Source organism: Rhodocyclus gracilis (assembly GCF_009617575.1).
Classification (GTDB): Bacteria; Pseudomonadota; Gammaproteobacteria; order Burkholderiales; family Rhodocyclaceae; genus Rhodocyclus; species Rhodocyclus gracilis.
On record NZ_WIXJ01000001.1, the window covers coordinates 612,558 to 639,547 of the forward strand.

Consider the following 26,990-nt stretch of genomic DNA (forward strand, 5'->3'; position numbering starts at 1 on the left):
TCAGCGTTTGAGGGCGACGCGGCCCAGATCCCACATCGGCAGGAAGACGCCGAGCGCCAGAATCAGCACGAGCACGCCGAGGACGACGATGAGGATCGGCTCGATCTGCTGGCCGAGCGTCTTCAGTTCGTATTCGACCTCCTGCTGATACATCTGACCGACTTCTTCCATCATGTCGTCGATGGCGCCCGACTCCTCGCCAACGGCGATCATCTGCAACACCACCGGCGTAAAAACACCGACGCCCGCGGCCGCGCGCAGCACGCTTTCGCCGCGTTCGACACCCTCGCGCATGCCCTCGACGCGGCGGGCAATGAACGCGTTATCGACGGTCTGCGCCGAATTCGACAAGGCCTGCATCACCGGCACGCCGCTCTTGGCACCCAGCGCGAAGCTGCGGGAAAAACGCGCCAGCGCGGCCTTGCGCAAGATCTTGCCGGCAATCGGCAGGCGCAGCGAGATGCGATCCCAGGTGTAACGCCCGCCCACCGTGGCCCGCCAGCGGACGAAAGCGATACCACCGCCGATCACCGCCGCCAGCTGGATCGGCCAGGTCCGCACCATGAAGTCGGAGAAGCCGAGCAAGAGCCGCGTCATCAGCGGCAACTGCTCGCCAAAGCCCTGAAAAACCTTGGCAAACGACGGGATGACGAAAATGTTGATGACGACAATCGCCACCGCCATGGCGATGAGCACGAACATCGGGTAGCGCAGCGCCGATTTCACCTGCTCGCGCATGTAGCGCTCGAACTCAAGGTGCTGGAAGAGGCGCAGGAAAATCTCGTCGAGCAGGCCGGTCGCTTCGCCGACACGCACCATCGACAGATAAAAGGGCGAGAACACGCGCGGATGCCGCCCCATCGACGCCGACAGTTCACGCCCGGCCTCCAGGCTTTCGCGCAGGTCGAGAATCACCGCGCGCACGGCCGGATTGGTCGCCGAATCCTGCAAACCGGAGAGCGCGCGCATGATCGGTACGCCAGCCTTGAGCAGCGTGTGCAGCTGGCGCGAGAAGAGCATCAGATCGATCTGGGTGACTTTCGGCCCAAACAGCCCGCCGCCGCTCGCCGCCGCCTTCTTCGCGCGTGTCGGGCGGATGTCGACCGGCGTCAGCCCCTGCCCGAGGAGAATGTCGGCAATGGCGCCGGCATTGGCGCCGTCGAGCACACCCTCGACCAGCTGGCCACCGGCGTTGCGTCCTTTGTAGGCAAAAGCGGGCATGGATCGTCAGCTCGGCAGGCGCACAGGTTCAGTCATCGAACTGGTTGGTGACGCGCATCGCCTCGTCGATGGTCGTGCGCCCGGCGCAGGCCAGTCGCACGGCATCGCGGCGCAAGGTGTGCCCGGCCATCTGCCGCCGCGCCGCCTGCACAAAAACACCCACTTCGTCGCTGTTGATCGCCTCGACGAGCTCGTTGCTCATTTCGAGCATCTCGTAGATGCCGGTACGCCCCTGAAAGCCGGTGTTGCCGCAGTGCGAGCAACCTCGTCCGTACCGGAAAGTCTGCGCGTCGACGGTGTCGCCCAGCTCGCTGCGCAGCCATTCGCGCTCGTGCGGCGCCGGCTGATAGGGGGCCGCGCAGTTGTCGCAGACCAGCCGCAACAGGCGTTGCGCCAGCACCATCTGCAAGGACAAGGCGACCATGTAGCGCGGCACGCCCATGTCAAGCAGACGAATCGGCGTCGATACGACGTCGTTGGTGTGCAGGGTCGACAGCACCATATGCCCGGTAATGGCCGCCCGCATGCCGATCTCGGCGGTGGTGTCGTCGCGCATTTCGCCGACGAGGACGATATCGGGGTCCTGCCGCAAGGCCGAGCGCAGAACGCGCTCGAAGCCAAGATCGATCTTGTCGTTGATCTGCACCTGATTGATGCCGGGCAGCCGGTATTCCACCGGGTCTTCGACGGTGATGATCTTCTTCTCGTCGGTATTGAGTTCGGCCAGGGCGGCGTAAAGCGTCGTCGTCTTGCCGCTGCCGGTCGGCCCGGTGACGAGCACCATGCCATTCTGCCGCCGGATCGCCCGACGCAGCCCGGCGAGCACCTCGGGCGGCAAACCAAGCCGATCCAGACCGAGCAGCCCGGTATTCTGGTTGAGCAGACGCATCACCACCGATTCGCCGTACTGCGTGGGCATCGTCGATATCCGCACATCGACCGGCGCGTTGCGCACCTTGATGACGAAACGGCCATCCTGCGGCAGACGCTTCTCGGAGATATCGAGGCCGGAGACCAGCTTCAGGCGCAGCGCCATCGCCGACGCGATCTTGGCGTCGGCCTCGGTCTGCAAATGCAGCACACCGTCGATACGAAAACGGATGCGCAGTGAATGCTCCTGCGGCTCGATGTGCACGTCGGAAGCGCGCAGGCGCAGCGCTTCGTCGAACACAGTCTGCAACAGTTTGACGACCGGCGCTTCCTCGGCACCGCTGCCGGTACCGAACATGTCGCCGAATTCGACGGGCGTATCGCCCAGTTCGGCAGTCAGCTCTTTTGCCAGCCCGGAGATTTCCTCCGTGCGCTGATAGACGCGGTCGATCAGCGCCAGCAGCTGCGTTTCGGTGACGACGGCCAGATCGATCTCGCGCCGCAGGATACGCGCCACCTCGTCGTAGGCCTGCAAATCGGTCGGATCGGCGAGCCCGACGCGCAGGCGACCGTCGTTTTCGGCGAGCACAATGGCGCGAAAACGCCGCGCCTGCGACTCGGGCAGCAAGCGCACCAGATCGGCGGAGGGATTGAAATTCTTGAAATCGACGAAGGGGATGCGCAGCTGCCGGGCGAGCGCCTGCGAAATCGCTTCTTCCGTGACGAACGCGCTATCAACGACAATACGACCGAGCTTGCGACCGCTGCGCTTTTGCTCATCGAGGGCGAAACGCAATTGTTCGCTGGTGAGCAGACCCTGTTGCATCAACAGGTCGCCTAAGCGAATCTTTTCCGGCCGCGCCATCCACAAGCTCCAGTGACTTTATAAATACCCTCGCCAACGGTCTGATTCTAACCGAATCGACCCGGCGGCCGGTTTGTTTAACATGTTTTTACGGAAAGCGTCCCGTGTTTGCCGTCGTTCTCTACCAGCCCGAAATCCCGCCCAACACCGGCAACGTCATTCGCTTGTGCGCCAATACCGGCGCCGACCTGCATCTCGTCGAACCTCTCGGTTTTCGCTGGGACGACCGCCAGTTAAAACGCGCCGGACTCGACTACCACGAATTCGCGCGCGTCTTCCGGCACGCCGACTGGGCGACGGCAAAAGCCGCGCTGGCCGGGCGCAGACTCTTCGCCCTCAGCACCAAGGGCGAGCGACGCCCCGATGAAATCGCCTTCCTGCCGGAGGATGTTTTCGTCTTCGGCCGCGAAACGAGCGGTCTGCCGGAGGAAGTCGTCGCCGAATTCGCCGCAGAACACCGCCTGCGGCTCCCCATGCGCCCCGGTCAGCGCAGCCTCAATCTCTCCAATGCCGTCGCCGTGACGGTGTTTGAGGCCTGGCGCCAACAGGGCTTTAGCGGCGGCTGTTGAATCAGGCGCTTTCGTCCTTGGGGTCGCGCGTAAGCAGTTGCTCGACCGCCGCCGAGGCCGGGATGCCGGCATGCAAAATGGCATCAACAGCTTGCGTGATCGGCATTTCGATGCCCATCTCACTGGCGCGGCGCGCCACCTCGCGGGCGGTACCGACGCCTTCGGCGACGTGGCCCAACTCCTCGAGAATCTGCGGTAGCGTCTTGCCGGCCGCCAGCGCCAGACCGACCCGGCGGTTGCGCGACAAATCGCCCGTACAGGTGAGAATGAGGTCGCCCATGCCAGCGAGCCCCATGAAGGTTTGCCGTTGGCCGCCGACGGCCAGGCCAAAGCGCGCCATTTCCGCCAGTCCGCGCGTCACCAGTGCCGCCCGGGCGTTATGTCCAAGACCCAGACCGTCGCAAATGCCGGCGGCGATGGCCATGACGTTCTTGACGGCACCGCCGATTTCGACACCCTTGAGGTCGTCGCTGGCGTAGATGCGCAGACGCGGACAGTGCAGCGCATGCGCGATGCGGCGGGCGAATTCGATATCCGCCGAGGCGAGCGTCACCGCCGTCGGCAGACCCTGTGCCACTTCTTCGGCAAAGCTCGGACCGGACAAGGCGCCGCAGACAAAATCGCCCCCCAGTTCTTCGGCGACGATCTGATGCGGCAACTTGCCGCTCGCCGCTTCCAGCCCCTTGCAGACCCACACCAGCGGCGGCACCGGGCCAAGCGCCCTTACACTCGCCAGAGTCGCCCGAAAGCCGACAAGCGGCGCGGCGATGACCAGCAACTCGGCACCAGCCACCGCCTCGCGCAGATCGCTGGCGAGCGCCAGCGCATCGGGCAGACGATGCCCCGGCAAAAAGCGGCGATTCTCGCGGCACTCGCGCATCTCGGCGACGAGATCCGCTTCACGCGCCCAGAGGGTGACGGAATGACGACCAGCAAACGCGACCGCCAGCGCCGTTCCCCAGGCGCCTGCGGAAACCACAGTGATATTCATCGACAACACGACTTCCTGTTAAAGACCCCAGACCTGATTGGCGCGCACGAAACCACTCTGCCCGTCGACGTGCCGCACCTTCGCCCAACCGCCCGGCACGAGTTCGACGAAATCGAGCAGCACGCCTTTTTCGGCGTCGAAGACCAGCGGCGACGACTCGTCGGCCGCCTGACGGACGCTGGCGCGGCTGGCGGTGACGATCAGGGTGCGCTGATCCGACAGACTCTTCTTATCGATCCACGCCAGCCCGCCGGCGGCATCGCGCACCTTGATCCAGCCATCGAGCACGACGACCGCCTCGACCGGCGTACCGCGACGGATGACGAACAGCGGCACGCCTTTCTGCGACGGCGAATCGTAGAGCACCGTGGGCGTGTCGACGCTGCGGTAATCGACGGCAAACGACGGCGCCGCCGCGGCAAGCAGGAGAAATAGAGCCAGTGGGCGGTGCAGTCGCATGCGCGCGCTCCCGAAGAGAGACTTACTGGACGGTTGCCTCGGCGGGGGCGCTGGCCGCCGCGTTTTGCTGTTCGAGGCGCTGGAAGTACAGCGTTTCAAAATTGACCGGTTGCAGCAGCACCGGCGCAAACCCGGCGCGGATCACGGCGTCGGAAATGACTTCGCGCGCATACGGGAAGAGGATGTTCGGGCAGGCAATCGAGAGCAGCGGATCGAGATCGCCCTGCGGCACGTTGCGTACGCGGAAGATGCCGGCCTGGCCCGCTTCGACGAGGAACACGACTTTTTCGCCGAGGCGGGCGGTAACGGTCACCGTCAGCGTGACTTCGAAGACTTCTTCATTCAGCGGCTGCGCGGCGCTTTGCATCTGAATGGTGATCTCGGGCGATTCCTGCTCAAGAAAGATGGCCGGCGCGTTCGGCACTTCGACCGACAAATCCTTGATGTACAGCTTCTCGATCGAAAAAACGGGGGATTCCTGTTCGCTCATGGTGGGGTCTCGTGGTGAAAGGGGAGTAATAAAGGAAAGGCGGAAGGTCAGTTGCCCGCCAGCAAGGGCAGCAGGCCGCCGGCGCGGTCGAGCGCCACCAACTCGTCACAACCGCCCACATGCGTTTCGCCAATGAAGATCTGCGGCACGGTACGCATACCGCCGCTACGCTGCAACATTTCATCGCGCCGCGCCGGATCGAGATCGACGCGAATCTTCTCGATCTCGGTGACACCCCGTTGCCGCAACAACTGTTCGGCACGGATGCAATACGGACAGACGCCGGTGGCGTACATCAGAACCTTGGCGGTGCTCATTTGCGCGCGCCTTTCCTGATCGGCAACCCGCCCTGCACCCAGGCGTCGATACCGCCGTCGAGGCTATGCACCTTGGTAAAACCGGCCTTGGTCAGCTGCGCACAGGCTGTCGCCGAACGCGCGCCGGACTGGCAGATGAGGATGAGCGGGCGCTCCTTGAATTTTTCAAGCTCCGTCAGACGATCCTTGATCTGCCCGGCGGGGATGTTGCGCGAGTCGGCAACGTGGCCGGCGGTGAATTCGGCCGGCTCACGCACGTCGATGGTCAGCGCGTCCTCACGGTTGATCAGCAAGGTCGCCTGCGTCGGCGAAAGCCCCTTGCCGCCGGGACGGCGGATGAAGGTCGCCAGCAACATGGCACCGCTGGTGACAGCAATGGCAACGAGAAGAAGGTTTTGTTGAATGAATTCCAAGCGGGGCTCCAAGTACGACAGTCGTGCGGGGTTGGAAACTTACCATGCCGTTTGCCCGAAAAGCGCAGCCAGCGCACGACGGCAATGCGCAAACGCGCAAAAACACGGGCATCGCCAACAGGCGGCAGATCGGCACACGAAAACTCGCCGCGCTCTCCGGCCCTCCAGCATCGCCGACGCGCATTGCACGCCGGTGACGTGAAGCGAAGATGGCGGCCCGGAAAGTGCGCCCGAAAGGACCGGCCAAGGCGCATGCGGCTCGTGAAAGGCGTCAATCCATTATAAAATAATTCCCCCTGCGCCGTATGTGACGCCCGCACGGCTGATTTCTGGCACAAAAGCCGCAGCCCGCCGCGTCGCCGACGCCTCCACTGCTCACTCAGACCCCCACTCTTTCCGCCCACATGAAGAAGATCGTATTGCTGCGCCATGGTGAATCCACCTGGAACAAGGAAAACCGCTTCACCGGCTGGACCGACGTCGACCTCACCGAACGCGGCCTCGCCGAAGCGAAAGCCGCCGGCCAACTGATGAAGGACGCCGGCTTTGCCTTCGATCTGGCCTTCAGCTCGGTACTCAAGCGCGCCATGCGCACGCTGTGGATCGCCCTCGACGAGATGGACCGCCTGTGGATTCCGGTGCACCGCTCCTGGCGCCTCAACGAACGCCATTACGGCGGACTGCAAGGACTCAACAAGGCGGAAACCGCCGCCAAGTACGGCGACGCGCAAGTCCTCGAATGGCGCCGCAGCTACGATGTTCCGCCGCCCGCACTGGCGCTCGACGACGAGCGCCACCCCCGTTTCGACGCACGCTACGCACCGGCCTACAGCGGTCTCTCCGCCGAAGAGCTGCCGCGCACCGAATGCCTGAAAGACACCGTCGCCCGCTTCGTCCCCTACTGGCTCGAAACCATCGCCCCGGAGGTCAAGGCCGGACGCAGCGTCATCATTGCCGCCCACGGCAACAGCCTGCGCGCACTGGTGAAATACCTCGACAACATCTCCGACGACGACATCGTCAATCTCAACATCCCGACCGGCATCCCGCTGGTGTACGAACTGGATGACGATCTCAAGCCGATCCGCAGCTACTACCTCGGCGATCAGGAGGCGGCACAAGCAGCCGCGGCCGCCGTTGCCAATCAGGCACGCAGCGCCTGAGCGTCCTGCCGTCGCCGTCAGCGGCGCGCGGCGGCAGAGCGCCTGCCCCTCCGCCCTGCACCGCGCCCGTCTGCGGCTCGTCGGCCTCACCCTCTGCGGCCTTTTGAGCAGCGGCGCGGCGCTGGCGGCGAATGCCAACGCGCACGCCAAGGACACCCCGCCCGTCCGCGAGGTCGCCGACAAGCGTAACGACCTCAAGGATCTGCGCGGACAGATCGAGGCGATGCGCAAGGATCTCGCCAACGCGGAAGGTTCGCGCGCCGACGCCGCCGACCAACTGAAGGACGTCGAGCGCGAAATCTCCATCATGCAGCGCGATCTGCGTGATCTCGCCACGCAGCGTAGCGATCTGCAAGCGGCGCTGGCCCGCCTCGCCACGCAGTCGCGCGACATGGAATCGCGCGTCTCCGGGCAACAGCAGCAACTCGAACAACTGATCCGCCACCACTACCTGCAAGGCGACCCGGACGTAATGCGCCTGCTCCTCAACGGCGACGATCCGAACCAGATTGCCCGCGACCTGCACTACCTCGCCGCCGTCGGCCACGCACGCGGCGAGTTGGTACACGAAATCGAAAACGCCCTCGCGCAAAAACAGGCCCTCGCCGCCGATACGCGCGAACGCGCCGCCGAACTGGCGCAAGTCGAAGCCCAGCAAAAAGCCAAAAGCGAAGCCCTCGTGCAGCGCCGCGAACAACGGCGAGCCGCCCTCGAAAAGATTTCCGCGCGTATCAGCGCCCAACGCAAGGAGATCGGCGCCAAGGAACGCGACGAGCGCCGGCTGACGCAACTGGTCGACCGGCTGGCGAAAATCATCGCCGCCCGCCCCGCCCCCCGGCGCGAAGCGCCCCCCGCCGAAAAACCCGCAGAACGCTCGCCGGAGCGCAACACCCCGCGCGAAGAGCGCGGCCGCCCGACACCGGCGAAACCGGAGACGCGCCCGACAGAGATCGTGAACGAACGTACGCCGCAAGCGCAGGATTCCGGCAGCTTCGCCCGCCTGAAAGGCGACCTGCGGCTGCCGGTGCGCGGCACCATCAGCAACCGCTTTGGCAGCGCGCGGCCTGAAGGCGGCACATGGAAAGGACTCTTCGTGCGCGCGGCAGCAGGCAGCGAAGTCCGCGCCATTGCCAGCGGGCGCGTCGTCTTTGCCGACTGGATGCGCGGCTTCGGCAATCTCCTCATCGTCGACCACAGCGACGGCTATCTGTCGATCTATGGCAACAATGACGCATTGCTGAAACAGGTTGGCGATAACGTACGCGGCGGCGATGCCATCGCGGCCGTGGGCGACAGCGGTGGCAACCCGGAATCGGGTTTATACTTCGAACTCCGCCACCAGGGGCAACCGCTGGATCCGTTGAAGTGGGTCAGCGTCAGATAACACGCGGCATTGGAGTGCTACAGATGGGCAATTGGAAAAAGGCCGGACTCATTTGCGCCGGGTTTGTCGGCGGTGCGGCAGTCAGTCTCGCGGTGACGGTATTTGCCGACAAGGACGTGCGGACGGGCCTGCCGATCGAGGACTTGCGCACCTTCGCCGAAGTCTTCAACGCGATCAAGCAAGGTTACGTCGAGCCGGTCGACGACAAGACGCTGATCAGCAACGCCATCAGCGGCATGGTTTCCAACCTCGACCCGCACTCCGCCTACCTCGACGCCGATGCCTTCAAGGAGTTGCAGGTCGGCACGCAGGGCGAATTCGGCGGTCTTGGCATCGAAGTCGGCATGGAGGATGGCCTCGTCAAGGTCGTCTCGCCGATTGAAGACACGCCGGCCTACCGTGCCGGCATCAAGAGCGGCGACCTCATCTACAAGCTCGACGACACGCTGGTCAAGGGCCTGACCCTCTCCGACGCCGTCAAGCGCATGCGCGGCAAGCCGAAGACGCCGATCAAGCTCGGCATCCTGCGCAAGGGTGAAAGCAAGCCGCTCGAACTCACGCTGCTGCGCGAAGTGATCAAGGTGCAGAGCGTCAAGTCCAAGCTCGTCGAACCAGGCTTTGGCTACCTGCGCATCACCTCCTTCCAGGAAAACACCGTCGCCTCGCTCGCCAAGCACATCGGCGACCTTTACAAGCAAGGCCCGCTCAAGGGCATCGTCCTCGACCTGCGCAACGATCCGGGCGGCCTCCTGAACGGCGCCGTCGGGGTCTCCGCTGCCTTCCTGCCGCCGAAGACGCTCGTCACCTCGACCGATGGCCGAACCGAAGACGCCAAGCACAAGTTCTTCACGACGCCGGAGGACTACCTGCGCAGCACAGGCGAAGATCCGCTGCGTGGCCTGCCGGAAGAAGTCCGCAAGACGCCGATGGTCGTGCTGGTCAATGGTGGTTCCGCCTCGGCCTCGGAAATCGTCGCCGGCGCGCTGCAGGACCACAAGCGCGCGGTCATTCTCGGCACGCAGACTTTCGGCAAGGGCTCGGTGCAGACCGTCATGCCGCTGCCCGGCAACACCGCCATCAAGCTGACGACGGCGCGTTACTACACGCCGTCGGGCCGCTCGATCCAGGCCAAGGGCATCGTTCCCGACATCGTTGTTGAAGATCCGGCCGCTGGCGATACCTCGCAGAACCTGCGCGAAGCCAATCTCGAGCGCCACCTCATCAACGACAAGGACAAGGACGCGCCGCAAGCCAAGGAAGCGCCGAAAGCGCAAAACAAGGCCGCACCAGCCAAGCCGAAGAACGAGGGTGACGACGCCGCCGAGCCGCCACTGCGCGAACTGGCCTCGAAGAACGACTACGTTCTCAACCAGGCGCTCAACCTGCTCAAGGGCCTGCAGATCCTGCAGCCCCGTCCGTAGTCAAGGCGCGCACAGCATGCGACGGCAGCAGGCGGTCGCCCGGCCAGAGCCGCCGATCCGCAAGGAACGGAGTGTGCTGTTCGCGCGTTTCCCGCCGCAGCAGGCGACGCAGGCCAGCGACTGGCTGCTTGACGAGGTGCGCATCGATGCGGCGGCCGACGAAGTGCGGCGCGCCGTCGACATCGCCTACGATCTGCGGCAACACACCTTGCAGGAAATCGAATCGGGCCTCGAAGATCGTGGCTTCCACCTCGACAGCACCCTGCTGACGAAACTGCGGCGGGCGCTGATCTACTACGTCGAAGAAACGCAGCTGCACAATCTCGACGCCCCGGAGACCGCCCAGAAGCGTTCGCAGAACGAGGCGTATACACAAGCCTGGTCGCAAAGCCTGCACGGCGACCACGACGACACCCCACCGGAATGGCGCAGTTACCGCTAGAGCCGGCGGCGCACGTCAACCTGCGGGACGACGATCTGCTGCGCTACAGCCGGCATGTGCTGCTCGACGAGATCGGCATCGAAGGCCAGCAACGCCTGCTCGCCGCGCGCATGCTCATCGTCGGCGCCGGTGGCCTGGGCTCGCCTGCCGCGCTGTATCTGGCGAGCGCCGGTGTCGGGCATCTCGTTCTTGCTGATGGCGACACGGTCGATCTCTCCAATCTGCAGCGCCAGATACTGCATCGCGCCGACCGCGTCGGCGTGGCGAAGGCCATCTCCGGGCAGCAGACGCTCGCCGATATCAATCCGCACATCGTCGTCGACGCCATCGCCAGCCGACTGGAGGGCGAGGCGCTCGCCGAGCAGGTTGCGGCGGCCGATGTCGTACTCGATTGCTGCGACAACTTCGCCACGCGGCAGGCCATCAATCGCGCCTGCGTCCGCCATCGGACGCCGCTCGTCTCAGGCGCGGCGATCCGCTTCTCCGGCCAGCTTGCCGTTTTCGACCGACGTGACGAAGACGCGCCCTGCTACGAATGCCTGTTCCCGGAAGGCGACGAGGTAAATCCGCCGCGCTGCGCGACGACAGGCGTCTTCGCCCCGCTCACCGGCGTCATCGGCGCTCTGCAGGCAGCCGAAGCGCTGCGCCTCGTCATCGGCTGCGGCGATGCCGCCACCGGGCGTTTGCTGCGCTACGACGCGCTGCGTCTGCAATGGCGCGAATCACGTCTCATCCGCGACCCTGGCTGCCCTGTCTGCGGCCATTAACGCCACCAAACGCACACTGCAGGCCACTTCCGGCCACCCAAGCCCCCCGAAGCACTGCGGCCTTCAGGCGCTGCGCGCGACGATGCGCAGATCGTCGCCGACCTGACGCACGTCGCGAATCTTCAACAGGGGACGCTGCGTAAGATCGCCCAAAGGCGGCAACGCAAACATGCCCTGTGCTGTCGTCCCGAGGAGACACGGCGCGAGGTAAAAGAGGAATTCGTCGACCAGTCCGGCCGACACCAGCGCCCCGGCAAGCCCTTGCCCCGCCTCGACATGCACCTCGTTGACGCCGCGCCGAGCGAGTTCGGCGAGCAGCGCGGCGAGATCGACCTTTCCCGCCACGCCCGGCACGACGAGCACTTCGGCGGCACGCGCTTCGAGCGCCGCCGCGCGCGACGGCTCGCGCTCGGCGCAGGCAAAGAGGATCTGTCCCGACGCCAGGAGACGCGCATGTGTGGGCGTGCGCAACTGGCTGTCGACGATGACTTTCAGCGGCTGACGCGGCAACAGGGAGCCATCGTCTGCGCGCGCCGAAAGTTGCGGATCATCGGCCAGCACGGTACCGCTCGCCGACAGAATCGCGCAGGCACGCGCCCGCCAACGCTGCCCGTCGGTACGCGCCGCCGCGCCGGTAATCCACTGGCTGCGACCGTCGGCCAGCGCCGTGCGGCCATCGAGACTGCCGGCCATTTTCAGCCTTACCCACGGACGCGCGCGCGTCAGCCGCGAGATGAAACCAATGTTCAATTCGCGCCCCTCGTCGGCGAGCAAACCCGTTTCGACACGGATGCCGGCAGCGCGCAGCAGAGCGATACCGCGTCCGGCGACGCGCGGATCGGGATCGTCGAGCGCAACAACGACGCGACCGACACCGGCGGCGCGCAAGGCCTCGGCGCAGGGCGGCGTACGCCCGTAGTGGGCACAAGGTTCGAGGGTGACATAGACCTCCGCACCGCGCGCCGCCTCGCCGGCAGCGGCCAGCGCAAAGACCTCGGCATGCGGCTGCCCGGCGCGTTCGTGCCAACCTTCGCCGACGACGCGCCCGTCACAGACGATGACGCAACCGACGCGCGGATTGGGCGTTGTCGACGCGAGGCCGCGTGCCGCAAGACGCAGCGCGCGCGCCATGAACTCATGATCGGCGGCGGAAAACATGGCGGTGACTTCCGATAAATGGGCGCGCCGGAGCGCGCTTCAGCGCGGCCAATGACGCCACGTTCGCGGACTACGAACGGTGGCGGCTGGAAACTTCGCGAATGACATCGGAGAACTCGTCGACGTCTTCAAAGTTGCGATACACGGAGGCGAAGCGGACGTACGCCACCTTGTCGAGCTTCTTCAGCTCGCGCATGACCATTTCGCCGATCTTGCCGGAAGGGACTTCGCGCTCACCGAGAATCAGCAACTGATCCTCGATGCGGGCGATGGCGGCGTCGACCGCTTCGGTGGTGACTGGCCGCTTGCGCAAGGACAGCCACAGGCTGGCGGAGAGCTTCTCGCGGCTGTAATCGACGCGCGAGCCGTTTTTCTTGACCACCTGCGGCAGGTGGATTTCGGCACGCTCGTAGGTCGTGAAACGCTTGTCGCAGGTCAGGCAACGACGACGGCGGCGAACGATGTCGCCGTCATCGTTGATACGCGTATCGACAACGGTCGTCTCACTGGCGGCGCAGAAGGGACACTTCATCGGGGTGTCGCGCCGCCGTCAGGCAGACTCACGCGCCGTAGACGGGGAACTTGCGGCACAGCGCCGCCACGTCGGCACGCACCCGCGCCAGAACGGCTTCATCGTGCGGCGCATCGAGCACGTCGGCGATGAGGTGGGCGACTTGCTCCGCTTCGATTTCGGTGAAACCACGCGTCGTCATTGCCGGCGATCCGATCCGGATACCGGAGGTGACAAACGGCTTTTGCGGATCGTTCGGAATCGAGTTCTTGTTCACCGTGATGTGCGCGGCCCCCAGAACGGCTTCGGCTTCCTTGCCGGTGATGTTCTTGGCACGCAGATCGAGCAGGAAAACGTGCGACTCGGTGCGACCGGAAACGATGCGCAGACCGCGCTCTTCGGACAGCACGCGCGCCATGACGCGAGCGTTGGCCAGCACTTGTTCCTGATAGTTACGGAACTTCGGCGTGGCGGCTTCCTTGAAGGCAACGGCCTTGCCGGCGATGACGTGCATCAGCGGTCCGCCTTGCAGCCCCGGGAAAATCGCCGAATTGATGGCCTTTTCGTGCTCCGCCTTCATCAGGATGACGCCGCCGCGTGGACCGCGCAGCGTCTTGTGCGTCGTCGTCGTGACGACGTCGGCGTGCGGCACCGGATTCGGGTAGCCGCCCGCCGCAATCAGGCCGGCGTAGTGCGCCATGTCGACCCAGAAAATCGCGCCGATTTCCTTGGCGATCTTGGCGAAGCGTTCGAAATCGATGCGCAGTGCGTAGGCCGAGGCACCAGCGATGATGATTTTCGGCTTGTGCTCACGCGCCAGCGCTTCCATGCGCGGGTAGTCGATTTCTTCCTTGTCGTTCAGGCCGTAGGCGACGACGTTGAACCACTTGCCGGACATGTTGAGCGGCATGCCGTGCGTCAGGTGGCCGCCTTCGGCGAGGCTCATGCCCATGATCGTGTCGCCGGGCTTGGCGAAGGCCAACAGCACGGCCTGGTTGGCCTGCGAGCCAGAATTCGGCTGCACGTTGGCGGCTTCGGCGCCGAAGAGCTTCTTCACGCGATCGATCGCCAGCTGCTCGACGACGTCGACGTATTCACAGCCGCCGTAGTAACGCTTGCCGGGATAGCCTTCCGCGTACTTGTTGGTCAGCTGCGAGCCTTGCGCCTGCATGACGGCGGCGCTGACGTAGTTTTCGGAAGCAATCAGCTCGATATGCTCTTCCTGGCGACGGTTCTCGTTCTCGATCTCACGCCAGAGTTCGGCATCAACAGTTGCCAGGGTGTCTTTTGCGGAAAACATCGTGCGCCTCTCAAGCCCTTGAAAAGGGGGCGATTGTAGCATGCGGCCACGCCGTCTCAATGGCGCGCGGGCGTCACGAAGTTACATCAGCTCGTCGCGCCCTGCGTCGGCCAGATGGCGGACGTCGCCCCACTCGGTGATACGCCAGCCGTCGGCGTCGCGCACGACCCGGTTGATTCCGGTATTGGGAATGAGGAAATCGCGGCGCGTATCGAGCGGCAGCCGGCGTACGAAGCGATTGACGAGATCCAGCACGCCGCCGTGCGTCACCACCAGAATCCGCTGTCCGACATGGGCATCCGCCAGCGTCTGCAAGGCGGCGGCGATGCGTGCGAAATGCGCGGACAGACTCTCGCCGTCGCCGGGCGGCACCGTCTCGGGGTCGCGCCGCTCGACCGCCGCGTACTCCAGCGGGAAACGCTCGCGCGCCTGCGTGCGCGTCAGCCCCTCAAACAGGCCGTAACGCCGCTCCCGGAACGCCGGCAGCAGACGCACCTCGTGATCGGTAGCGGCGCCGATGCACTCGGCGGTCTGCCGGGCGCGCGCCAGATCGCTGCTGTACAGCGCGTCCCAAGACTCTGTGGCCAGACGGCGGCCAACGGCGGCCGCCTGTTTCAGACCGACGGCGTTGAGTTCGATATCGAGATTGCCCTGAATGCGGTCACCGACGTTCCAGTCGGTTTCGCCGTGGCGCACCAGACAGATCCGTGTTGCCGCCTCCGCATTCACATTCGCCGCCCCGTCCCGCACCACTGATTCCCCCGTCACCACGTCAGACTCCACCCTGCAACGCCGGCCACTCGCACGGGCTTGACCTGCCGCCTGACGCACCAAAAAATGCGCTGGCGGGCGCATTTGTCATACTGCACCGGACAAAAGATTTGGTCAGGCCCGAGAACTTCATGCAAGACGAAGGGACGAAAGCAAGACTGAATCGCCGGAGGCAGGGCCGACACACGCGACGACATGACCGCATTAGCGCAGGACAGCCGGCATAAGAAGACCGGCATAGTACAACAAACCCGGAGACACGCTCAGTGGAAGCACTGCTCACCTTTTCGCGTCTGATTGACGCACTGACTGAACGCATCGGCAAGGCAACGACATGGCTGGTCATGATCGTCGCCCTCATCAGCGCCGGCAACGCCAGCATGCGTTACTCGATCAACTGGAGCTCGAACGCGCTGCTCGAAATCCAGTGGTACCTCTTCTCGGCGATCTTTCTGCTCTGTGCCGGCTATACGTTGATGAAAAACGAGCATGTGCGCATCGACATCATCAGCGGCCGCCTGAGTGCACAGAGCCGGGCGTGGATCGACATCTTCGGCTTCGTGTTTTTCTTCTTCCCGATGGTCTATCTCTTCGTCAGTCTCGGCTGGCCGTTCTTCATGATGTCCTTCTCCGGCGGCGAAATGTCGTCGAACGCCGGCGGGCTGATCCGCTGGCCGGTGAAAATCCTGCTGCCGGTCGGTTTTGCGCTGCTCGCGCTGCAGGGCGTCTCGGAGCTGATCAAGCGCGTTGCTTTCCTGCGCGGACTGATCGCCGATCCGACCGAAAAGGAAGGCATCAGCGCCGAAGAGCAACTGGCGGCTGAAATCGCCGCGACGGCCCGTGGGGAGCGCGTATGAACGAGTTCCTCATCGCCAACATGGCGCCGATCATGTTCGGCGCGCTGATTGTCTTCATGCTGGTCGGCTTCCCGGTCGCCTTTGCGCTTGCCGCCAACGGCATCTTCTTCGGCCTGCTCGGCATCCATCTCGGCCTGCTCAACGAGTCGCTGTTCATGGCGCTGCCCGAGCGCGTCTTCGGCATCATGAACAACGACACGCTGCTCGCCGTGCCCTTCTTCACCTTCATGGGGCTGGTGCTTGAACGCTCGGGGCTGGCCGAGGAACTGCTCGACACCATCGGCCAGCTGTTCGGGCCGATCCGCGGCGGGCTCGCCTACGCGGTGATCTTCGTCGGCGCGCTGCTGGCGGCGACCACCGGCGTCGTCGCCGCGTCGGTGATCTCGATGGGCCTGATCTCGCTGCCGATCATGATGCGCTACGGCTACGACCGGAAGATCGCCTCCGGCGTCATCGCCGCCTCGGGAACGCTGGCGCAGATCATCCCGCCGTCGCTGGTGCTGATCATCATGGCCGACCAGCTCGGCCGCTCGGTCGGCGACCTCTACGAGGGGGCGCTGATCCCCGGCCTCACCCTCACCGCGCTCTACGTCGGGTTCATCTTTCTGGTCAGCATCTTCCGTCCGGCGGCGGTGCCCGCCCTGCCGCTGGAGGCCCGCTCGCTGCATGGCATGAAGCTCCTCATGCGCACGCTGACCTCGCTGGTGCCGCCGCTGCTGCTCATCTTCCTCGTCCTCGGCACCATCTTCATCGGCGTCGCCACGCCGACCGAGGGCGGTGCCATGGGCGCCACTGGCGCGCTGCTGCTGGCACTGGCGAAAAAGCGTCTCTCCTGGAGGCTGCTCCGCCAGGCGATGGACTCGACCGCCAAGCTGACGACTTTCGTCGTCTTCATCCTGATCGGTGCGCGCGTCTTCTCGCTCACCTTCTATGGCGTCGACGGCCACCTCTGGGTCGAAGAGCTACTCACGGCCTTGCCCGGCGGGGTGGTTGGCTTCCTCATCGTCGTCAACATCCTCGTTTTCGTACTCGCCTTCTTCCTCGACTTCTTCGAACTGTCGTTCATCATCGTGCCCCTGCTGGCGCCGGTGGCCGACAAGCTCGGTATCGACCTCGTCTGGTTCGGCGTGCTGCTGGCAGTGAACATGCAGACCTCGTTCATGCACCCGCCCTTCGGCTTCGCGCTCTTCTACCTGCGTTCGGTCGCGCCGAAGGAAGTGAAGACGTCCGAAATCTACTGGGGCGCGATTCCCTTCGTGCTGATCCAGATCATCATGGTCTCGCTGATCATCGTCTTCCCGAACATCGTCAGCTACGGCGACAGCGGCCACGGCGATACGAAAAAGCCCGAGGTCGAACTGTCGATCGAACAGCTCCAGCAAAGCGGAAGCAGCGACGCTCCCGCGCAGAAAGACGACGACGATCTCGCCAAAACGCTGCGCGGCGAAAAGTAGCAACTGCCCCTGCCCCGCCAAAGAGAAAGCCCCGCCAAGCGGGGCTTTCTGCACAACACACCAGACGACTGCGCCGTCTGGAGAGTCCTACTTGGCGCCGTGCAGGAACTGCGCCATTGAGGCTTCGGCGATGCTGAACCAGGCGTTTTGCACCTTGGCGTATTTGAAGTAATCCTCCGATATCTTCTTGAACGCCGGGCTCTTCGCCGACTCTTCGGCATAAACCTCCTGCGAGGCCTTCTGCGCGGCCTGCATGATCTCGTTGCTGAAGCGACGCAGCTTGACGCCACTGGAAAGCAGCCGCGACAGCGCCGCCGGGTTCTTGTGGTCGTACTCGGCCATCATCGTCACGTTCGCCTCGAAGGCCGCCGCCTCAAAGGCCGCCTTGTACTCGGCGGGCAACTTGTCCCACTCCTTCTTGGCGACGAAGAAGTGGATCACCAGACCCGGCTCCCACCAGCCCGGATAGTAGTAATTCTTGGCGACCTTGTAGAAACCAAGCTTTTCGTCGTCATAGGGGCCGACCCATTCGGCAGCGTCGATGGTGCCTTTTTCGAGCGACGGATAGATATCGCCACCGGGGATCTGCTGCGGTACGGCACCGAGCTTGGCCCACACTTTCCCGGCGATACCGGCGACACGGAATTTCAGCCCCTTGATGTCGTCAAGGCTCGTCAACTCCTTGCGATACCAACCGCCCATCTGGGTGCCGGTGTTGCCGCCGGGGAAGGACTGCAGGCCGTAGTTGCTGAAGAATTCGTCCATCAGCTTCTGGCCGTTGCCGTAGTAGAACCAGGCGTTCGCCTGCCGGCAATCCATCCCGAAGGGCAGCGCCGAGCCGATGGCGAAAGTCGGCTCCTTGCCGAAAGAGTAGTACGAGCAGGTATGACAACACTCGACGGTGCCGGCCTGCACGGCATCGAGCGCCGCCGGCCCGCCAGGAACGAGTTCGCCGGCCGCAAACACCTGAATCTGGAATTTGCCGCCCGTGAGTTCTTTCACCCGCTTGGCCAGCACTTCGGCGCCGCCGTAGATCGTGTCGAGGCTCTTCGGGAAGCCCGACGTCAGACGCCATTTGATGGTAGGTGTCGTTTGTGCGATCGCTGGCATCGCCAATGCTCCGGCCGCCAGCCCCACACCGGTCTTTTTCAGGAAGGAACGTCTCTCCATGGTTTGTCTCCTCAGGGTTTGGAAGGGGAACGCCTGAAGATTAACGCCAATGCCGTCGCCATGAAACACCCCATCCCCACCGGCAGTCCTGATCGAACCCTTCCTGCCCGTACCGCACGGAGCGGCGATGGAGAACGCCGTACCCGACGCTCAGTCGCCTGCGACCTTCATCTCTTCAATCAACAGCGAACCCACCTGCTTCGACCCACGAACGACGACATCGTTGCCGATGGCCGCAATCGAACGAAACATCTCGGCGAGATTGCCGGCAATGGTGATTTCCTCGACCGGATGGACGATCTCGCCGTTTTCCACCCAGAAGCCGGCGGCGCCGCGCGAATAATCGCCGGTAACGTAATTGATGCCCTGTCCGAGAAGTTCGGTGACGAGCAGGCCGCGATCCATCTTGCGCAGCATCGCCTTGAAGTCGCGCTTGCCGGGTTTGACGATGAGGTTGTGGCTGCCACCGGCGTTACCGGTGCTCGCCAGCCCGAGCTTGCGCGCCGTGTAGGTACTCAGGAACCAGCCGTGCAGGATGCCATCGACGACGAGATCGCGATCCCGCGTTGCCACCCCTTCGCCGTCAAACGGCGAACTGGCGAGCGCGCCCGCCAGATGCGGACGCTCGGCGATATTCACCTTCTTGGAAAACACCCGCTTGTCGAGGCGTCCCATGAGGAAGGACGCCCGCCGATAGAGGCTGCCGCCGCTCGCCGCATGCACGAAGCTATTGAGCAGGGAAGCCGCCAGCGGCGCCTCGAACAGCACAGGCATCTTGCCGGTCGGAATCCGCCGTGCGCCAACGCGAGCCAGCGCCCGCCGGGCAGCGGTATCACCGATTGACTCGGGCGAAGCCAGCAGCGACGCATCGCGCGCCGTCGAATACCAGTCGTCGCGCTGCATCGCATCGCCCTTGCCGGCGATGACCGAGCACGACAGCGAATGGCGCGAACTCGGGTAACCGCCCATGAAGCCGAGACTGTTGGCGAGAACGAAATGCCCTTGCTGCGTCGCGACGCTCGCCCCTTCCGAATTGGTGATCTGCTTGCCGACGGCAAAAGCCGCTTCCTCGCAGCGCTGCGCCAGCGCAATCGCCGCTTCGATCGACAGATCCCACGGATGATGCAAGGCGAGATCGGGAATGCTCCCCGGCTGCGCCAGCCAGTTCGCGTCGGGCAAACCGGCGCAATTGTCTTCGGCGGTAAAGCGGGCAATATCGAGCGCCGCCTCGACCGTCTGGCGCAGCGCTTCCGGCGAGAAATCGGACGTACTCGCGGAACCCTTGCGCTGACCGACGAAGACCGTCACACCGACGCCCTTGTCGCGGTTGTACTCGATCGTCTCCACGTCACCGCAACGCACGGTGGCAGACTGGCCAAAGCCCTCCGAAACCTCGACCTCACAGGCGCTGGCGCCCTTGGCGCGGGCATGAGCCAACGCGTCAGCCGCCAGTTGCTGCAAGGTCGCAAAGCCATGCGCGAAGTGCGCCGGAGCAGCGGAAGGAGCCGGTGAAGCGGCGGCGGACGGTTTCGGGGAACGAGGCATGGTGGCGGGCAAGCGGGGGGTAAAGCCGCTATCATAGCAGTTCGCCCAACCGCGCCGCCGCGACTCTACGGGGTCAAAAATGCGACTTGCCGCGACGTTTCATCCCTTTCCCGGAAGCCCTCAGACGATGCCCGCCGACCACGACGCCGACACCGAACTCCCCCTCTCGAAGACCCGCCGCAAGCAGGCAATGGAGGAGCTGCAAACGCTTGGCGAAGAACTCGCCGGCCTGTCGTCTGACCGCCTGAAAAAAATCGATCTACCGGAAAGCCTGCACGACGCGGTGCGACAAGTGCAGCGCATGACGCGCAACGACGAAGCGCGGCGCCGGCAGATGCAGTACATCGGCCGTCTGATGCGCGACATCGATCCGGAGCCCATCCGCGCGGCGCTGGCCGAGGCGCGAGGCGACTCGGCCGTCGAAATCGCCCGCATGCACCGGCTGGAACGGCTGCGTGCCGCCATCCTCGCCGACGAACGCGCGCTCGGCGAGGTCGCCAACGAATTCCCCGGTGCTGATTTACAGCATTTGCGCGCCCTGCGCCGCTCGGCGCTCAAAGAGCAAGCGAATGGCAAACCGCCGCGCAGCTATCGCGCCCTCTTCCGCGAGCTGCGCGCCCTGAGCGGTGACACCACGCTGGGCACCGACGCTGCCGACGCGCCTGACGCTGACGACGCCAGCGACGACTGAGCCGCCGACCACGGCAGCGGCGAGCGCCACGGAATCAGCGTGATCGACGCGGCCAACAGCGTCGCCGCGCCGTCCAGCTGATTTCGGCAACGCCGGCGTAACGCCCTTCCGTTACAATCAATCCGGTTACCTCGACCGGATATTGACGCCCGCATGCAGCAGTACCTTGATCTGATGCGCCATGTGATCGATCACGGCGCAGAAAAATCCGACCGCACCGGCACCGGTACGCGCTCGGTTTTCGGCTGGCAGATGCGTTTCGACCTCGCCGCCGGCTTTCCCGTCCTCACCACCAAGAAGCTGCACCTGCGCTCGATCATCCACGAGCTCTTGTGGTTCCTGCGCGGCGACACCAACACCGGCTACCTGCGCGAGAACGGCGTGCGCATCTGGGACGAGTGGGCCGACGCCGACGGCAACCTCGGCCCGGTCTATGGCCACCAGTGGCGCCACTGGCAGACGCCCGACGGGCGAGAGATCGACCAGATCGCGCAACTCGTCGCCAGCCTGAAGAACAACCCGGACTCGCGCCGGCACATCGTCAGCGCCTGGAATCCGGGCGACGTCGAGCACATGGCGCTGCCGCCCTGCCACGCGCTGTTCCAGTTCTACGTTGCCGACGGGCGCCTGTCGTGCCAGCTCTACCAGCGCAGCGCCGACATCTTCCTCGGCGTGCCCTTCAACATTGCCTCCTACGCACTGCTGACGCTGATGCTGGCGCAGGTCTGCGGGCTACGCCCCGGCGATTTCGTGCACACGCTCGGCGACGCGCACCTCTACAGCAATCACCTCGAACAGGCGCGGCTGCAACTCTCCCGCCGCCCGCGCGCGCTGCCGACGATGCGCATCAATCCCGAGGTCAGCGACCTCTTCGCCTTCCGCTTCGAGGACTTCGCCCTCGAAGGCTACGATCCCCACCCTCACATCGCGGCGCCTGTCGCCGTCTAGGCCATGACCCCAACCCTCGCCGCTGCCTGGAAAGACCTTGACGATCTCGCCCGCACCGAACGCGGGTTGAGCTTGCGTGAATTGTTTGCCAACGACACGGCGCGTTTTTCGCGCTTCTCCTGCCGGGTCGGCGGGCTGCTCTTCGATTACTCGAAGCAGCGCATCAGCGAGGCGTCGCTGGCGCACCTGTTGCGGCTGGCCGAAGCCGCCGAGGTCAGCGACTGGCGTGAGCGTCTCTTTGCCGGCGAAGCGATCAACACCAGCGAAGACCGCGCGGCCCTGCATTTCGCCCTGCGCCGGCGGGGCGCGGAGCCGCTTTTCGTGCGCGGCGTCGATGTCATGCCGGAGATCCGCGCCACGCAGACGCGCCTGCGCGAGTTTTCCGACGCGGTACGCAGCGGCCGCTGGCGCGGCTATTCGGGCGAACCGATCCGGGCCATCGTCAATCTGGGCATCGGCGGCTCCGACCTCGGCCCGCGCATGCTGACCACCGCCCTGCGCGCCATCGGCCACCCGACGCTGGCGGTGCACTACGTCGCCAACGTCGACAGCGCCGACCTCGCGCCGCTGCTCGAAACGCTCGATCCGCGCACGACGCTCTTCATCGTCGCCAGCAAAACCTTCACCACGCTGGAAACGCTGACCAACGCCGTGACGGCGCGCGAGTGGCTGATCGCCAACGCCGGCGACAGCAGCGATGGCCCCGAAAGGACGGCGCAAGCGCTGGCACGGCAATTCGTTGCCGTCACGGCGCGCAGCGACACCGCCATCAGCTTCGGTATCGCGCCAGACATGATTTTTCCCTTTAGCGACTGGGTCGGCGGACGCTTTTCGCTGTGGTCTTCCATCGGGTTGCCGCTGGTGCTGGCCATCGGCATGGACGCTTTCGAGCAGTTGCTCGCCGGTGCCGCCGCCATGGATGAACACTTCCGCACCGCGCCGGCACGCGAAAACCTGCCGCTCTTGATGGCACTCGTCGGCGTATGGAACAGCAGCATTCTCGGCGCGAGCGCCTACGCCGTCGTGCCGTACAGCCAGTCGCTCGCGCTATTGCCCGACTACCTGCAGCAACTGGAGATGGAAAGCAACGGCAAAAGCATCGGCCGCGACGGCCAGCCGCTGCAACGCCCGGCAGCACCGGCGATCTTTGGTGGCGCCGGTACCAATGCGCAACACGCGTGGTTCCAGCTGCTGCATCAAGGCGGACGCCTGCTCCCCGTCGACTTCGTCGCCATCGTCGAAAGCGACTACCCGCTGCCCGGCCACCACGAACGGCTGCTGGCGAGTTGCTTCGCGCAGAGCGAGGCGCTGGCCTTCGGCGAACCCGAAGCCGACCCCGCCTACCGCCGCTGCGCCGGCAACCAGCCCTCGTCGACCTTCGTCCTGCCGCGCCTCGATCCCTACCATCTCGGCGCGCTGCTCGCCGCCTACGAACACAAGACCTTCGTGCAGGGAGTCCTGTGGGGGATCAATTCCTTCGACCAATGGGGCGTCGAGCTTGGCAAACATCTGGCGCAGCGCCTGCTGCCCGCCATCGAAAGCAACACGCCGCTGGCGACCCGCTGCGACACTTCGACGGCGGGTCTCATCGCGCACTGCCGCGCCGTGCGCGAACGCCATCTGTAAGGGCGGCGCCGGCGTACGCCGCTGCCCACCACGCGCTTTTTGGTCGAAGCCTCACCAATCGAGGCCTCTCTAAAACGGGCGTCGCGACATCAGGCGCTGCGGGGAGCGCAGGCTTCCTGCGGCGCACCGGCCACGCACCCCGTCATTTTTCCGCTCCATTTTTCTGCTCGTTTCCCGACACCCCACTCATGACGTCAACGCCCCCTCCCGCCCATGAAGGCGCTGCGGCCACGCCGCAACGCCTGTCGCTGATCGCCGTCGTGGCACGCAATCTCGCCATCGGCCGCGATAACGGACTGCTCTGGCATCTGCCCGAAGACCTGCGCCACTTTCGTGCGACGACGCGCGGTTGCGCGGTGATCATGGGCCGACGCACCTGGGAATCGCTGCCGGCGGCGTTTCGCCCCTTGCCGGGTCGGCACAATCTGGTGCTGACGCGCGACCACGGATTCGTCGCGCCGGGCGCCAGCATCGTGCATTCGCTGGAGGAGGCGATTGCGGCGGCGGGCGGCGGCGAAGTCTTCGTCATCGGCGGTGCCGAGCTCTACCGACAGGCGCTGCCGCTCGCACAGCGGCTGGTGCTCACCGAGGTGGCGGCCGACGCCGACGGCGACGCCTTCTTCCCGCCCGTCGCCGCCGACGAGTGGCAGGAGATCGGGCGGCAGGAAGGCAGCCGCAGCGAACCGGCGTTCGACTTCGTCAGCTACCAGCGCATCGCCGACGCGCGCTGAGCGCGATACGGAAGCGCGATACAGCATTCCGCGCCATTCAGATTTCGCGCATCTCTCGGCGCGACGAAGCCGCAGGCGTAATCGGATTTCAGGTTGGCTGGCTGACCTAAGACGCTGCGGGGAGGGTTTTGCGCACATAGGGATGTCGCGCCCATAGCGCATGACGGGAGCGGGGCCGGGGCGCCTCATGGCTGCACAAATCGTTGCCCCGGCCCCACTCCCGTCATGTCGAGCCGAGTCGGTGCATCTGACGAAAGGCGAAAGGCAGAAACAGCGGACGGCAGAAGAGGTGGTAACCGTACGCGGCCAAGCCCGACAAGGCGGGCCGGGCGGCGGGTGCGACGATTTGTGCAGCCATGAGGAGCGCCCGGCGCCCGGCCCGCCGCACGCACCGCACGCACCAAGCCAAGCCTAAGCCACCCGCAATTCACCACGCGCCGTACGCCGAACCTACGCGCGGCGCCCGATTCCACCCCACCGCACCGCAAATGCGGGAATAAGGACTCCGTCCCAGAGCTCAGTACGCCGTGGCAGTCGGAGCCGCCGCCAATGAAAAACGGGCTCGGTCCACCGACCGAGCCCGCTCACCCCGCTACTAACAAGCTCAGCGCACGCAGTCGACGAAGTACTGCGCCTTGCCGTCGACGACTTCCTTGACCAGACCGTGAATGTCGGTCTCGAAGCCTGGGAATTTCTCGTTGAATTCGCGCGCGAACTTGAGGTAGCGGACGATCGTCGCGTTGAAGCGCTCGCCAGGAATGAGCAGCGGGATTCCCGGCGGGTACGGCGTCAGCAGGATGCTGGTGATGCGCCCTTCGAGCTCGTCGATCGGCGTGCGGTCGACCTCGCGGTGCGCCATGCGCGCGAAGGCGTCGGCCGGCTTCATCGCCGGTTCCATGTTCGACAGATACATCTCGGTGGTCAGTCGCGCGATGTCGTTGGCGCGGTAAATGCCGTGAATCTGGTCGCACAGGTCGCGCAGGCCGATGCGCTCGTAGCGCGGGTGCTTGGCGACGAATTCGGGCAACACCTTCCACAGCGGATGGTTGCGGTCGTAGTCGTCCTTGAACTGCTGCAGTTCGGTGACCATCGTGTTCCAGCGGCCCTTGGTGATACCGATGGTAAACATGATGAAGAACGAGTACAGGCCGGTCTTTTCGACGATGACGCCATGCTCGGCGAGATACTTGGTGACAATCGCCGCCGGTATGCCGAATTCGTCGGAGAAGTCGCCGTCGACGTCGAGCCCCGGCGTGATGATCGTCGCCTTGATCGGATCAAGCATGTTGAAGCCCGGCGCCAGATCGCCGAAGCCGTGCCAGCGTTCGCCGGCCTTGAGCACCCAATCCTCACGGTCGCTGACGCCCTCTTCGGAAAGGTCGTCCGGGCCCCACACCTTGAACCACCAGTCGGCGCCCCATTCCTCGTCGACCTTGCGCATGGCGCGGCGGAAGTCGAGCGCCTCGCGGATCGATTCCTCGACCAGCGCCGTGCCGCCCGGCTCCTCCATCATCGCCGCGGCAACGTCGCACGAGGCGATGATCGCGTACTGCGGGCTCGTTGAGGTGTGCATCAGAAAGGATTCGTTGAAGCAGTCGCGGTCGAGCTGCCGCGTCTGCGACTCCTGCACCAGAATCTGCGACGCCTGCGAGAGTCCGGCGAGCAGCTTGTGCGTCGACTGCGTCGAGAACAGCATCGAATCGCGGCAGGGCGCGCGGTCCTTGCCGATGGCGTGCATGCCGCGATAGAAATCGTGGAAGGTCGCGTGCGGCAGCCAGGCTTCGTCAAAGTGCAGCGAATCGATGCGGCCGTCGAGCAGCTCCTTGATCTCCTCGACGTTGTAGAGGATGCCGTCGTAGGTGCTCTGCGTGATCGTCAGCACGCGCGGCTTGGCCTTGACGTCGCGCGCAAACGGGTTGGCGGCGATCTTCTTCTCGATGTTTTCCCAGCGGAACTCTTCCTTGGGGATCGGACCGATGATGCCGAAGTGGTTGCGCGTCGGCATCAGGAACACCGGAATCGCGCCGGTCATGATGATCGCGTGCAGGATCGACTTGTGGCAGTTGCGGTCGACGACGACGACGTCGCCCGGTGCGACGGTCGAGTGCCAGACGATCTTGTTCGAGGTCGAGGTGCCGTTGGTGACGAAGAACAGGTGGTCGGCGTTGAAGATGCGCGCCGCATTGCGTTCGGAAGCGGCCACCGGCCCGGTGTGGTCGAGCAGCTGGCCGAGTTCGTCAACGGCGTTGCAGACGTCGGCGCGCAGCATGTTCTCGCCGAAGAACTGGTGGAACATCTGGCCGACCGGGCTCTTCAGGAAGGCGACGCCGCCCGAGTGCCCCGGACAGTGCCACGAATAAGAACCGTCGGCGGCGTAGTGCGTCAGCGCGCGGAAGAAGGGCGGCGGCAGCGATTCGAGGTAATCCTTGGCTTCGCGCACGACGTAGCGGGCGATGAACTCCGGCGTGTCCTCGAACATGTGGATGAAGCCGTGCAGCTCGCGCAGCACGTCGTTCGGGATATGCCGCGAGGTGCGCGTCTCGCCGTGCAGGAAGATCGGGATGTCGGCGTTGCGGAAGCGGATTTCCTTCACGAAGGCGCGCAGTTCCTCGATCGTGTCGTCGGCGCGGTCGGAAACGAACTCCTCGTCGTCGATCGACAGGATGAACACCGAGGCACGGCTCTGCTGCTGCGCAAAGGAGGTCAGGTCACCGTAGCTGGTGACGCCGAGCACTTCCATCCCCTCTTCCTCAATCGCCGTGGCGAGCGCACGGATGCCAAGGCCACTGGTGTTTTCGGAACGGAAGTCTTCATCAATGATGATGACGGGAAAATGAAAACGCATGGTGTACCTAC

The 26,990-nt window shown here is 64.7% G+C and carries 26 protein-coding genes; 12 read left to right on the forward strand and 14 right to left on the reverse strand.

Translation table 11 applies throughout. The features are described from left to right. Together GHK24_RS02730 and GHK24_RS02735 are read right to left on the reverse strand one after the other, a co-directional pair. Complete coding sequence (locus tag GHK24_RS02730; RefSeq protein ID WP_153468533.1) at positions 1 to 1,221, reverse strand: type II secretion system F family protein; 1,221 nt, start codon at positions 1,219 to 1,221, stop codon at positions 1 to 3. A 28-nt stretch (positions 1,222 to 1,249) separates the two neighbouring features. Continuing rightward, positions 1,250 to 2,956, reverse strand: a complete 1,707-nt coding sequence (locus GHK24_RS02735; protein ID WP_153468537.1) for a GspE/PulE family protein — start codon at positions 2,954 to 2,956, stop codon at positions 1,250 to 1,252. Between the two features lie 104 nt (positions 2,957 to 3,060). Between GHK24_RS02735 and GHK24_RS02740 the strand changes: the two genes are divergently transcribed. Continuing rightward, entirely contained in the window at positions 3,061 to 3,525 is a 465-nt protein-coding gene (locus GHK24_RS02740; protein ID WP_167680808.1) for a TrmH family RNA methyltransferase, read from the forward strand. A 1-nt stretch (position 3,526) separates the two neighbouring features. Here GHK24_RS02740 and GHK24_RS02745 read toward each other — a convergent pair whose 3' ends face one another. The 5 genes from GHK24_RS02745 to GHK24_RS02765 are packed head-to-tail and all read right to left on the reverse strand — an operon-like array spanning position 3,527 to position 6,195. After that, a complete protein-coding gene (locus tag GHK24_RS02745) occupies positions 3,527 to 4,516 on the reverse strand; it encodes an NAD(P)H-dependent glycerol-3-phosphate dehydrogenase (RefSeq protein ID WP_153468543.1) in 990 nt (329 codons plus the stop codon). An 18-nt stretch (positions 4,517 to 4,534) separates the two neighbouring features. Then, complete coding sequence (locus tag GHK24_RS02750) at positions 4,535 to 4,975, reverse strand: SH3 domain-containing protein (RefSeq protein WP_153468546.1); 441 nt, start codon at positions 4,973 to 4,975, stop codon at positions 4,535 to 4,537. Positions 4,976 to 4,997: 22 nt separating this feature from the next. Further along, entirely contained in the window at positions 4,998 to 5,465 is a 468-nt protein-coding gene (gene secB, locus GHK24_RS02755) for a protein-export chaperone SecB (RefSeq protein ID WP_153468549.1), read from the reverse strand. A gap of 47 nt (positions 5,466 to 5,512) precedes the next feature. Then, positions 5,513 to 5,782, reverse strand: coding sequence for a glutaredoxin 3 (grxC, locus tag GHK24_RS02760; protein ID WP_153468552.1), 270 nt, complete (start codon positions 5,780 to 5,782; stop codon positions 5,513 to 5,515). Beyond that, on the reverse strand, positions 5,779 to 6,195 hold the full coding sequence (locus GHK24_RS02765) for a rhodanese-like domain-containing protein (RefSeq protein ID WP_153468555.1): 417 nt from the start codon (positions 6,193 to 6,195) through the stop codon (positions 5,779 to 5,781). The genes grxC and GHK24_RS02765 overlap by 4 nt, the downstream gene beginning before the upstream one ends. A gap of 404 nt (positions 6,196 to 6,599) precedes the next feature. Here GHK24_RS02765 and gpmA point away from each other — a divergent pair, with 404 nt between their 5' ends. The 5 genes from gpmA to GHK24_RS02790 are packed head-to-tail and all read left to right on the forward strand — an operon-like array spanning position 6,600 to position 11,372. Continuing rightward, positions 6,600 to 7,358, forward strand: coding sequence for a 2,3-diphosphoglycerate-dependent phosphoglycerate mutase (gpmA, locus tag GHK24_RS02770; RefSeq protein WP_153468558.1), 759 nt, complete (start codon positions 6,600 to 6,602; stop codon positions 7,356 to 7,358). Continuing rightward, positions 7,333 to 8,742, forward strand: a complete 1,410-nt coding sequence (locus GHK24_RS02775) for a murein hydrolase activator EnvC family protein (protein WP_228384487.1) — start codon at positions 7,333 to 7,335, stop codon at positions 8,740 to 8,742. Before gpmA ends, GHK24_RS02775 begins: the two co-directional genes overlap by 26 nt. 23 nt (positions 8,743 to 8,765) lie before the next feature. Then, a complete protein-coding gene (locus GHK24_RS02780; RefSeq protein ID WP_153468564.1) occupies positions 8,766 to 10,163 on the forward strand; it encodes a S41 family peptidase in 1,398 nt (465 codons plus the stop codon). A 16-nt stretch (positions 10,164 to 10,179) separates the two neighbouring features. Further along, positions 10,180 to 10,605, forward strand: coding sequence for a hypothetical protein (locus GHK24_RS02785; protein WP_153468568.1), 426 nt, complete (start codon positions 10,180 to 10,182; stop codon positions 10,603 to 10,605). A gap of 20 nt (positions 10,606 to 10,625) precedes the next feature. Next, the gene (locus tag GHK24_RS02790) at positions 10,626 to 11,372 is read left to right on the forward strand and encodes a HesA/MoeB/ThiF family protein (protein ID WP_153468870.1); all 747 of its coding nucleotides are present in this window, start codon (positions 10,626 to 10,628) and stop codon (positions 11,370 to 11,372) included. 63 nt (positions 11,373 to 11,435) lie between these two features. On the opposite strand, the gene ribD is transcribed toward GHK24_RS02790, so the two are convergent. The 4 genes from ribD to GHK24_RS02810 all read right to left on the reverse strand — a co-directional run bounded on the left by ribD (position 11,436) and on the right by GHK24_RS02810 (position 15,037). Further along, positions 11,436 to 12,530, reverse strand: coding sequence for a bifunctional diaminohydroxyphosphoribosylaminopyrimidine deaminase/5-amino-6-(5-phosphoribosylamino)uracil reductase RibD (ribD, locus tag GHK24_RS02795; protein ID WP_153468570.1), 1,095 nt, complete (start codon positions 12,528 to 12,530; stop codon positions 11,436 to 11,438). Between the two features lie 70 nt (positions 12,531 to 12,600). Next, positions 12,601 to 13,062 carry a transcriptional regulator NrdR gene (gene nrdR / locus GHK24_RS02800; RefSeq protein ID WP_153468573.1) on the reverse strand — a complete coding sequence of 154 codons (462 nt, stop codon included), beginning with the start codon at positions 13,060 to 13,062 and terminating at the stop codon, positions 12,601 to 12,603. A 28-nt stretch (positions 13,063 to 13,090) separates the two neighbouring features. After that, positions 13,091 to 14,341, reverse strand: a complete 1,251-nt coding sequence (glyA, locus tag GHK24_RS02805) for a serine hydroxymethyltransferase (protein WP_153468576.1) — start codon at positions 14,339 to 14,341, stop codon at positions 13,091 to 13,093. Positions 14,342 to 14,422: 81 nt separating this feature from the next. Continuing rightward, positions 14,423 to 15,037 (reverse strand): histidine phosphatase family protein, encoded by a 615-nt coding sequence (locus GHK24_RS02810; protein ID WP_340666078.1) that lies wholly within the window; start codon positions 15,035 to 15,037, stop codon positions 14,423 to 14,425. Positions 15,038 to 15,378: 341 nt separating this feature from the next. Here GHK24_RS02810 and GHK24_RS02815 point away from each other — a divergent pair, with 341 nt between their 5' ends. Together GHK24_RS02815 and GHK24_RS02820 are read left to right on the forward strand one after the other, a co-directional pair. Continuing rightward, on the forward strand, positions 15,379 to 15,969 hold the full coding sequence (locus tag GHK24_RS02815; protein WP_167680815.1) for a TRAP transporter small permease subunit: 591 nt from the start codon (positions 15,379 to 15,381) through the stop codon (positions 15,967 to 15,969). Further along, positions 15,966 to 17,423 (forward strand): TRAP transporter large permease, encoded by a 1,458-nt coding sequence (locus GHK24_RS02820; protein WP_153468582.1) that lies wholly within the window; start codon positions 15,966 to 15,968, stop codon positions 17,421 to 17,423. The genes GHK24_RS02815 and GHK24_RS02820 overlap by 4 nt, the downstream gene beginning before the upstream one ends. Before the next feature lie 87 nt (positions 17,424 to 17,510). Here the strand turns inward: GHK24_RS02820 and GHK24_RS02825 are convergent, their stop codons facing one another. Together GHK24_RS02825 and pmbA are read right to left on the reverse strand one after the other, a co-directional pair. Then, complete coding sequence (locus GHK24_RS02825; RefSeq protein WP_153468585.1) at positions 17,511 to 18,593, reverse strand: TRAP transporter substrate-binding protein; 1,083 nt, start codon at positions 18,591 to 18,593, stop codon at positions 17,511 to 17,513. A gap of 150 nt (positions 18,594 to 18,743) precedes the next feature. Continuing rightward, positions 18,744 to 20,138 (reverse strand): metalloprotease PmbA, encoded by a 1,395-nt coding sequence (gene pmbA / locus GHK24_RS02830; RefSeq protein WP_153468588.1) that lies wholly within the window; start codon positions 20,136 to 20,138, stop codon positions 18,744 to 18,746. A 127-nt stretch (positions 20,139 to 20,265) separates the two neighbouring features. On the opposite strand from pmbA, the gene yjgA reads away from it, so the two are divergent. The 4 genes from yjgA (at position 20,266) to GHK24_RS02850 (ending at position 24,134) form a co-directional block, all read left to right on the forward strand. Beyond that, positions 20,266 to 20,829: a ribosome biogenesis factor YjgA gene (gene yjgA / locus GHK24_RS02835; RefSeq protein WP_153468591.1), complete on the forward strand. Its 564-nt coding sequence runs from the start codon at positions 20,266 to 20,268 to the stop codon at positions 20,827 to 20,829. A gap of 153 nt (positions 20,830 to 20,982) precedes the next feature. Next, positions 20,983 to 21,777 carry a thymidylate synthase gene (locus tag GHK24_RS02840; protein WP_153468594.1) on the forward strand — a complete coding sequence of 265 codons (795 nt, stop codon included), beginning with the start codon at positions 20,983 to 20,985 and terminating at the stop codon, positions 21,775 to 21,777. Positions 21,778 to 21,780: 3 nt separating this feature from the next. Continuing rightward, a complete protein-coding gene (pgi, locus tag GHK24_RS02845; RefSeq protein ID WP_153468597.1) occupies positions 21,781 to 23,403 on the forward strand; it encodes a glucose-6-phosphate isomerase in 1,623 nt (540 codons plus the stop codon). Positions 23,404 to 23,591: 188 nt separating this feature from the next. Further along, positions 23,592 to 24,134 (forward strand): dihydrofolate reductase, encoded by a 543-nt coding sequence (locus tag GHK24_RS02850; protein ID WP_153468600.1) that lies wholly within the window; start codon positions 23,592 to 23,594, stop codon positions 24,132 to 24,134. 604 nt (positions 24,135 to 24,738) lie between these two features. Here GHK24_RS02850 and GHK24_RS02855 read toward each other — a convergent pair. Continuing rightward, positions 24,739 to 26,979, reverse strand: coding sequence for an arginine/lysine/ornithine decarboxylase (locus GHK24_RS02855; protein WP_153468617.1), 2,241 nt, complete (start codon positions 26,977 to 26,979; stop codon positions 24,739 to 24,741). Positions 26,980 to 26,990 lie beyond the last annotated feature (11 nt).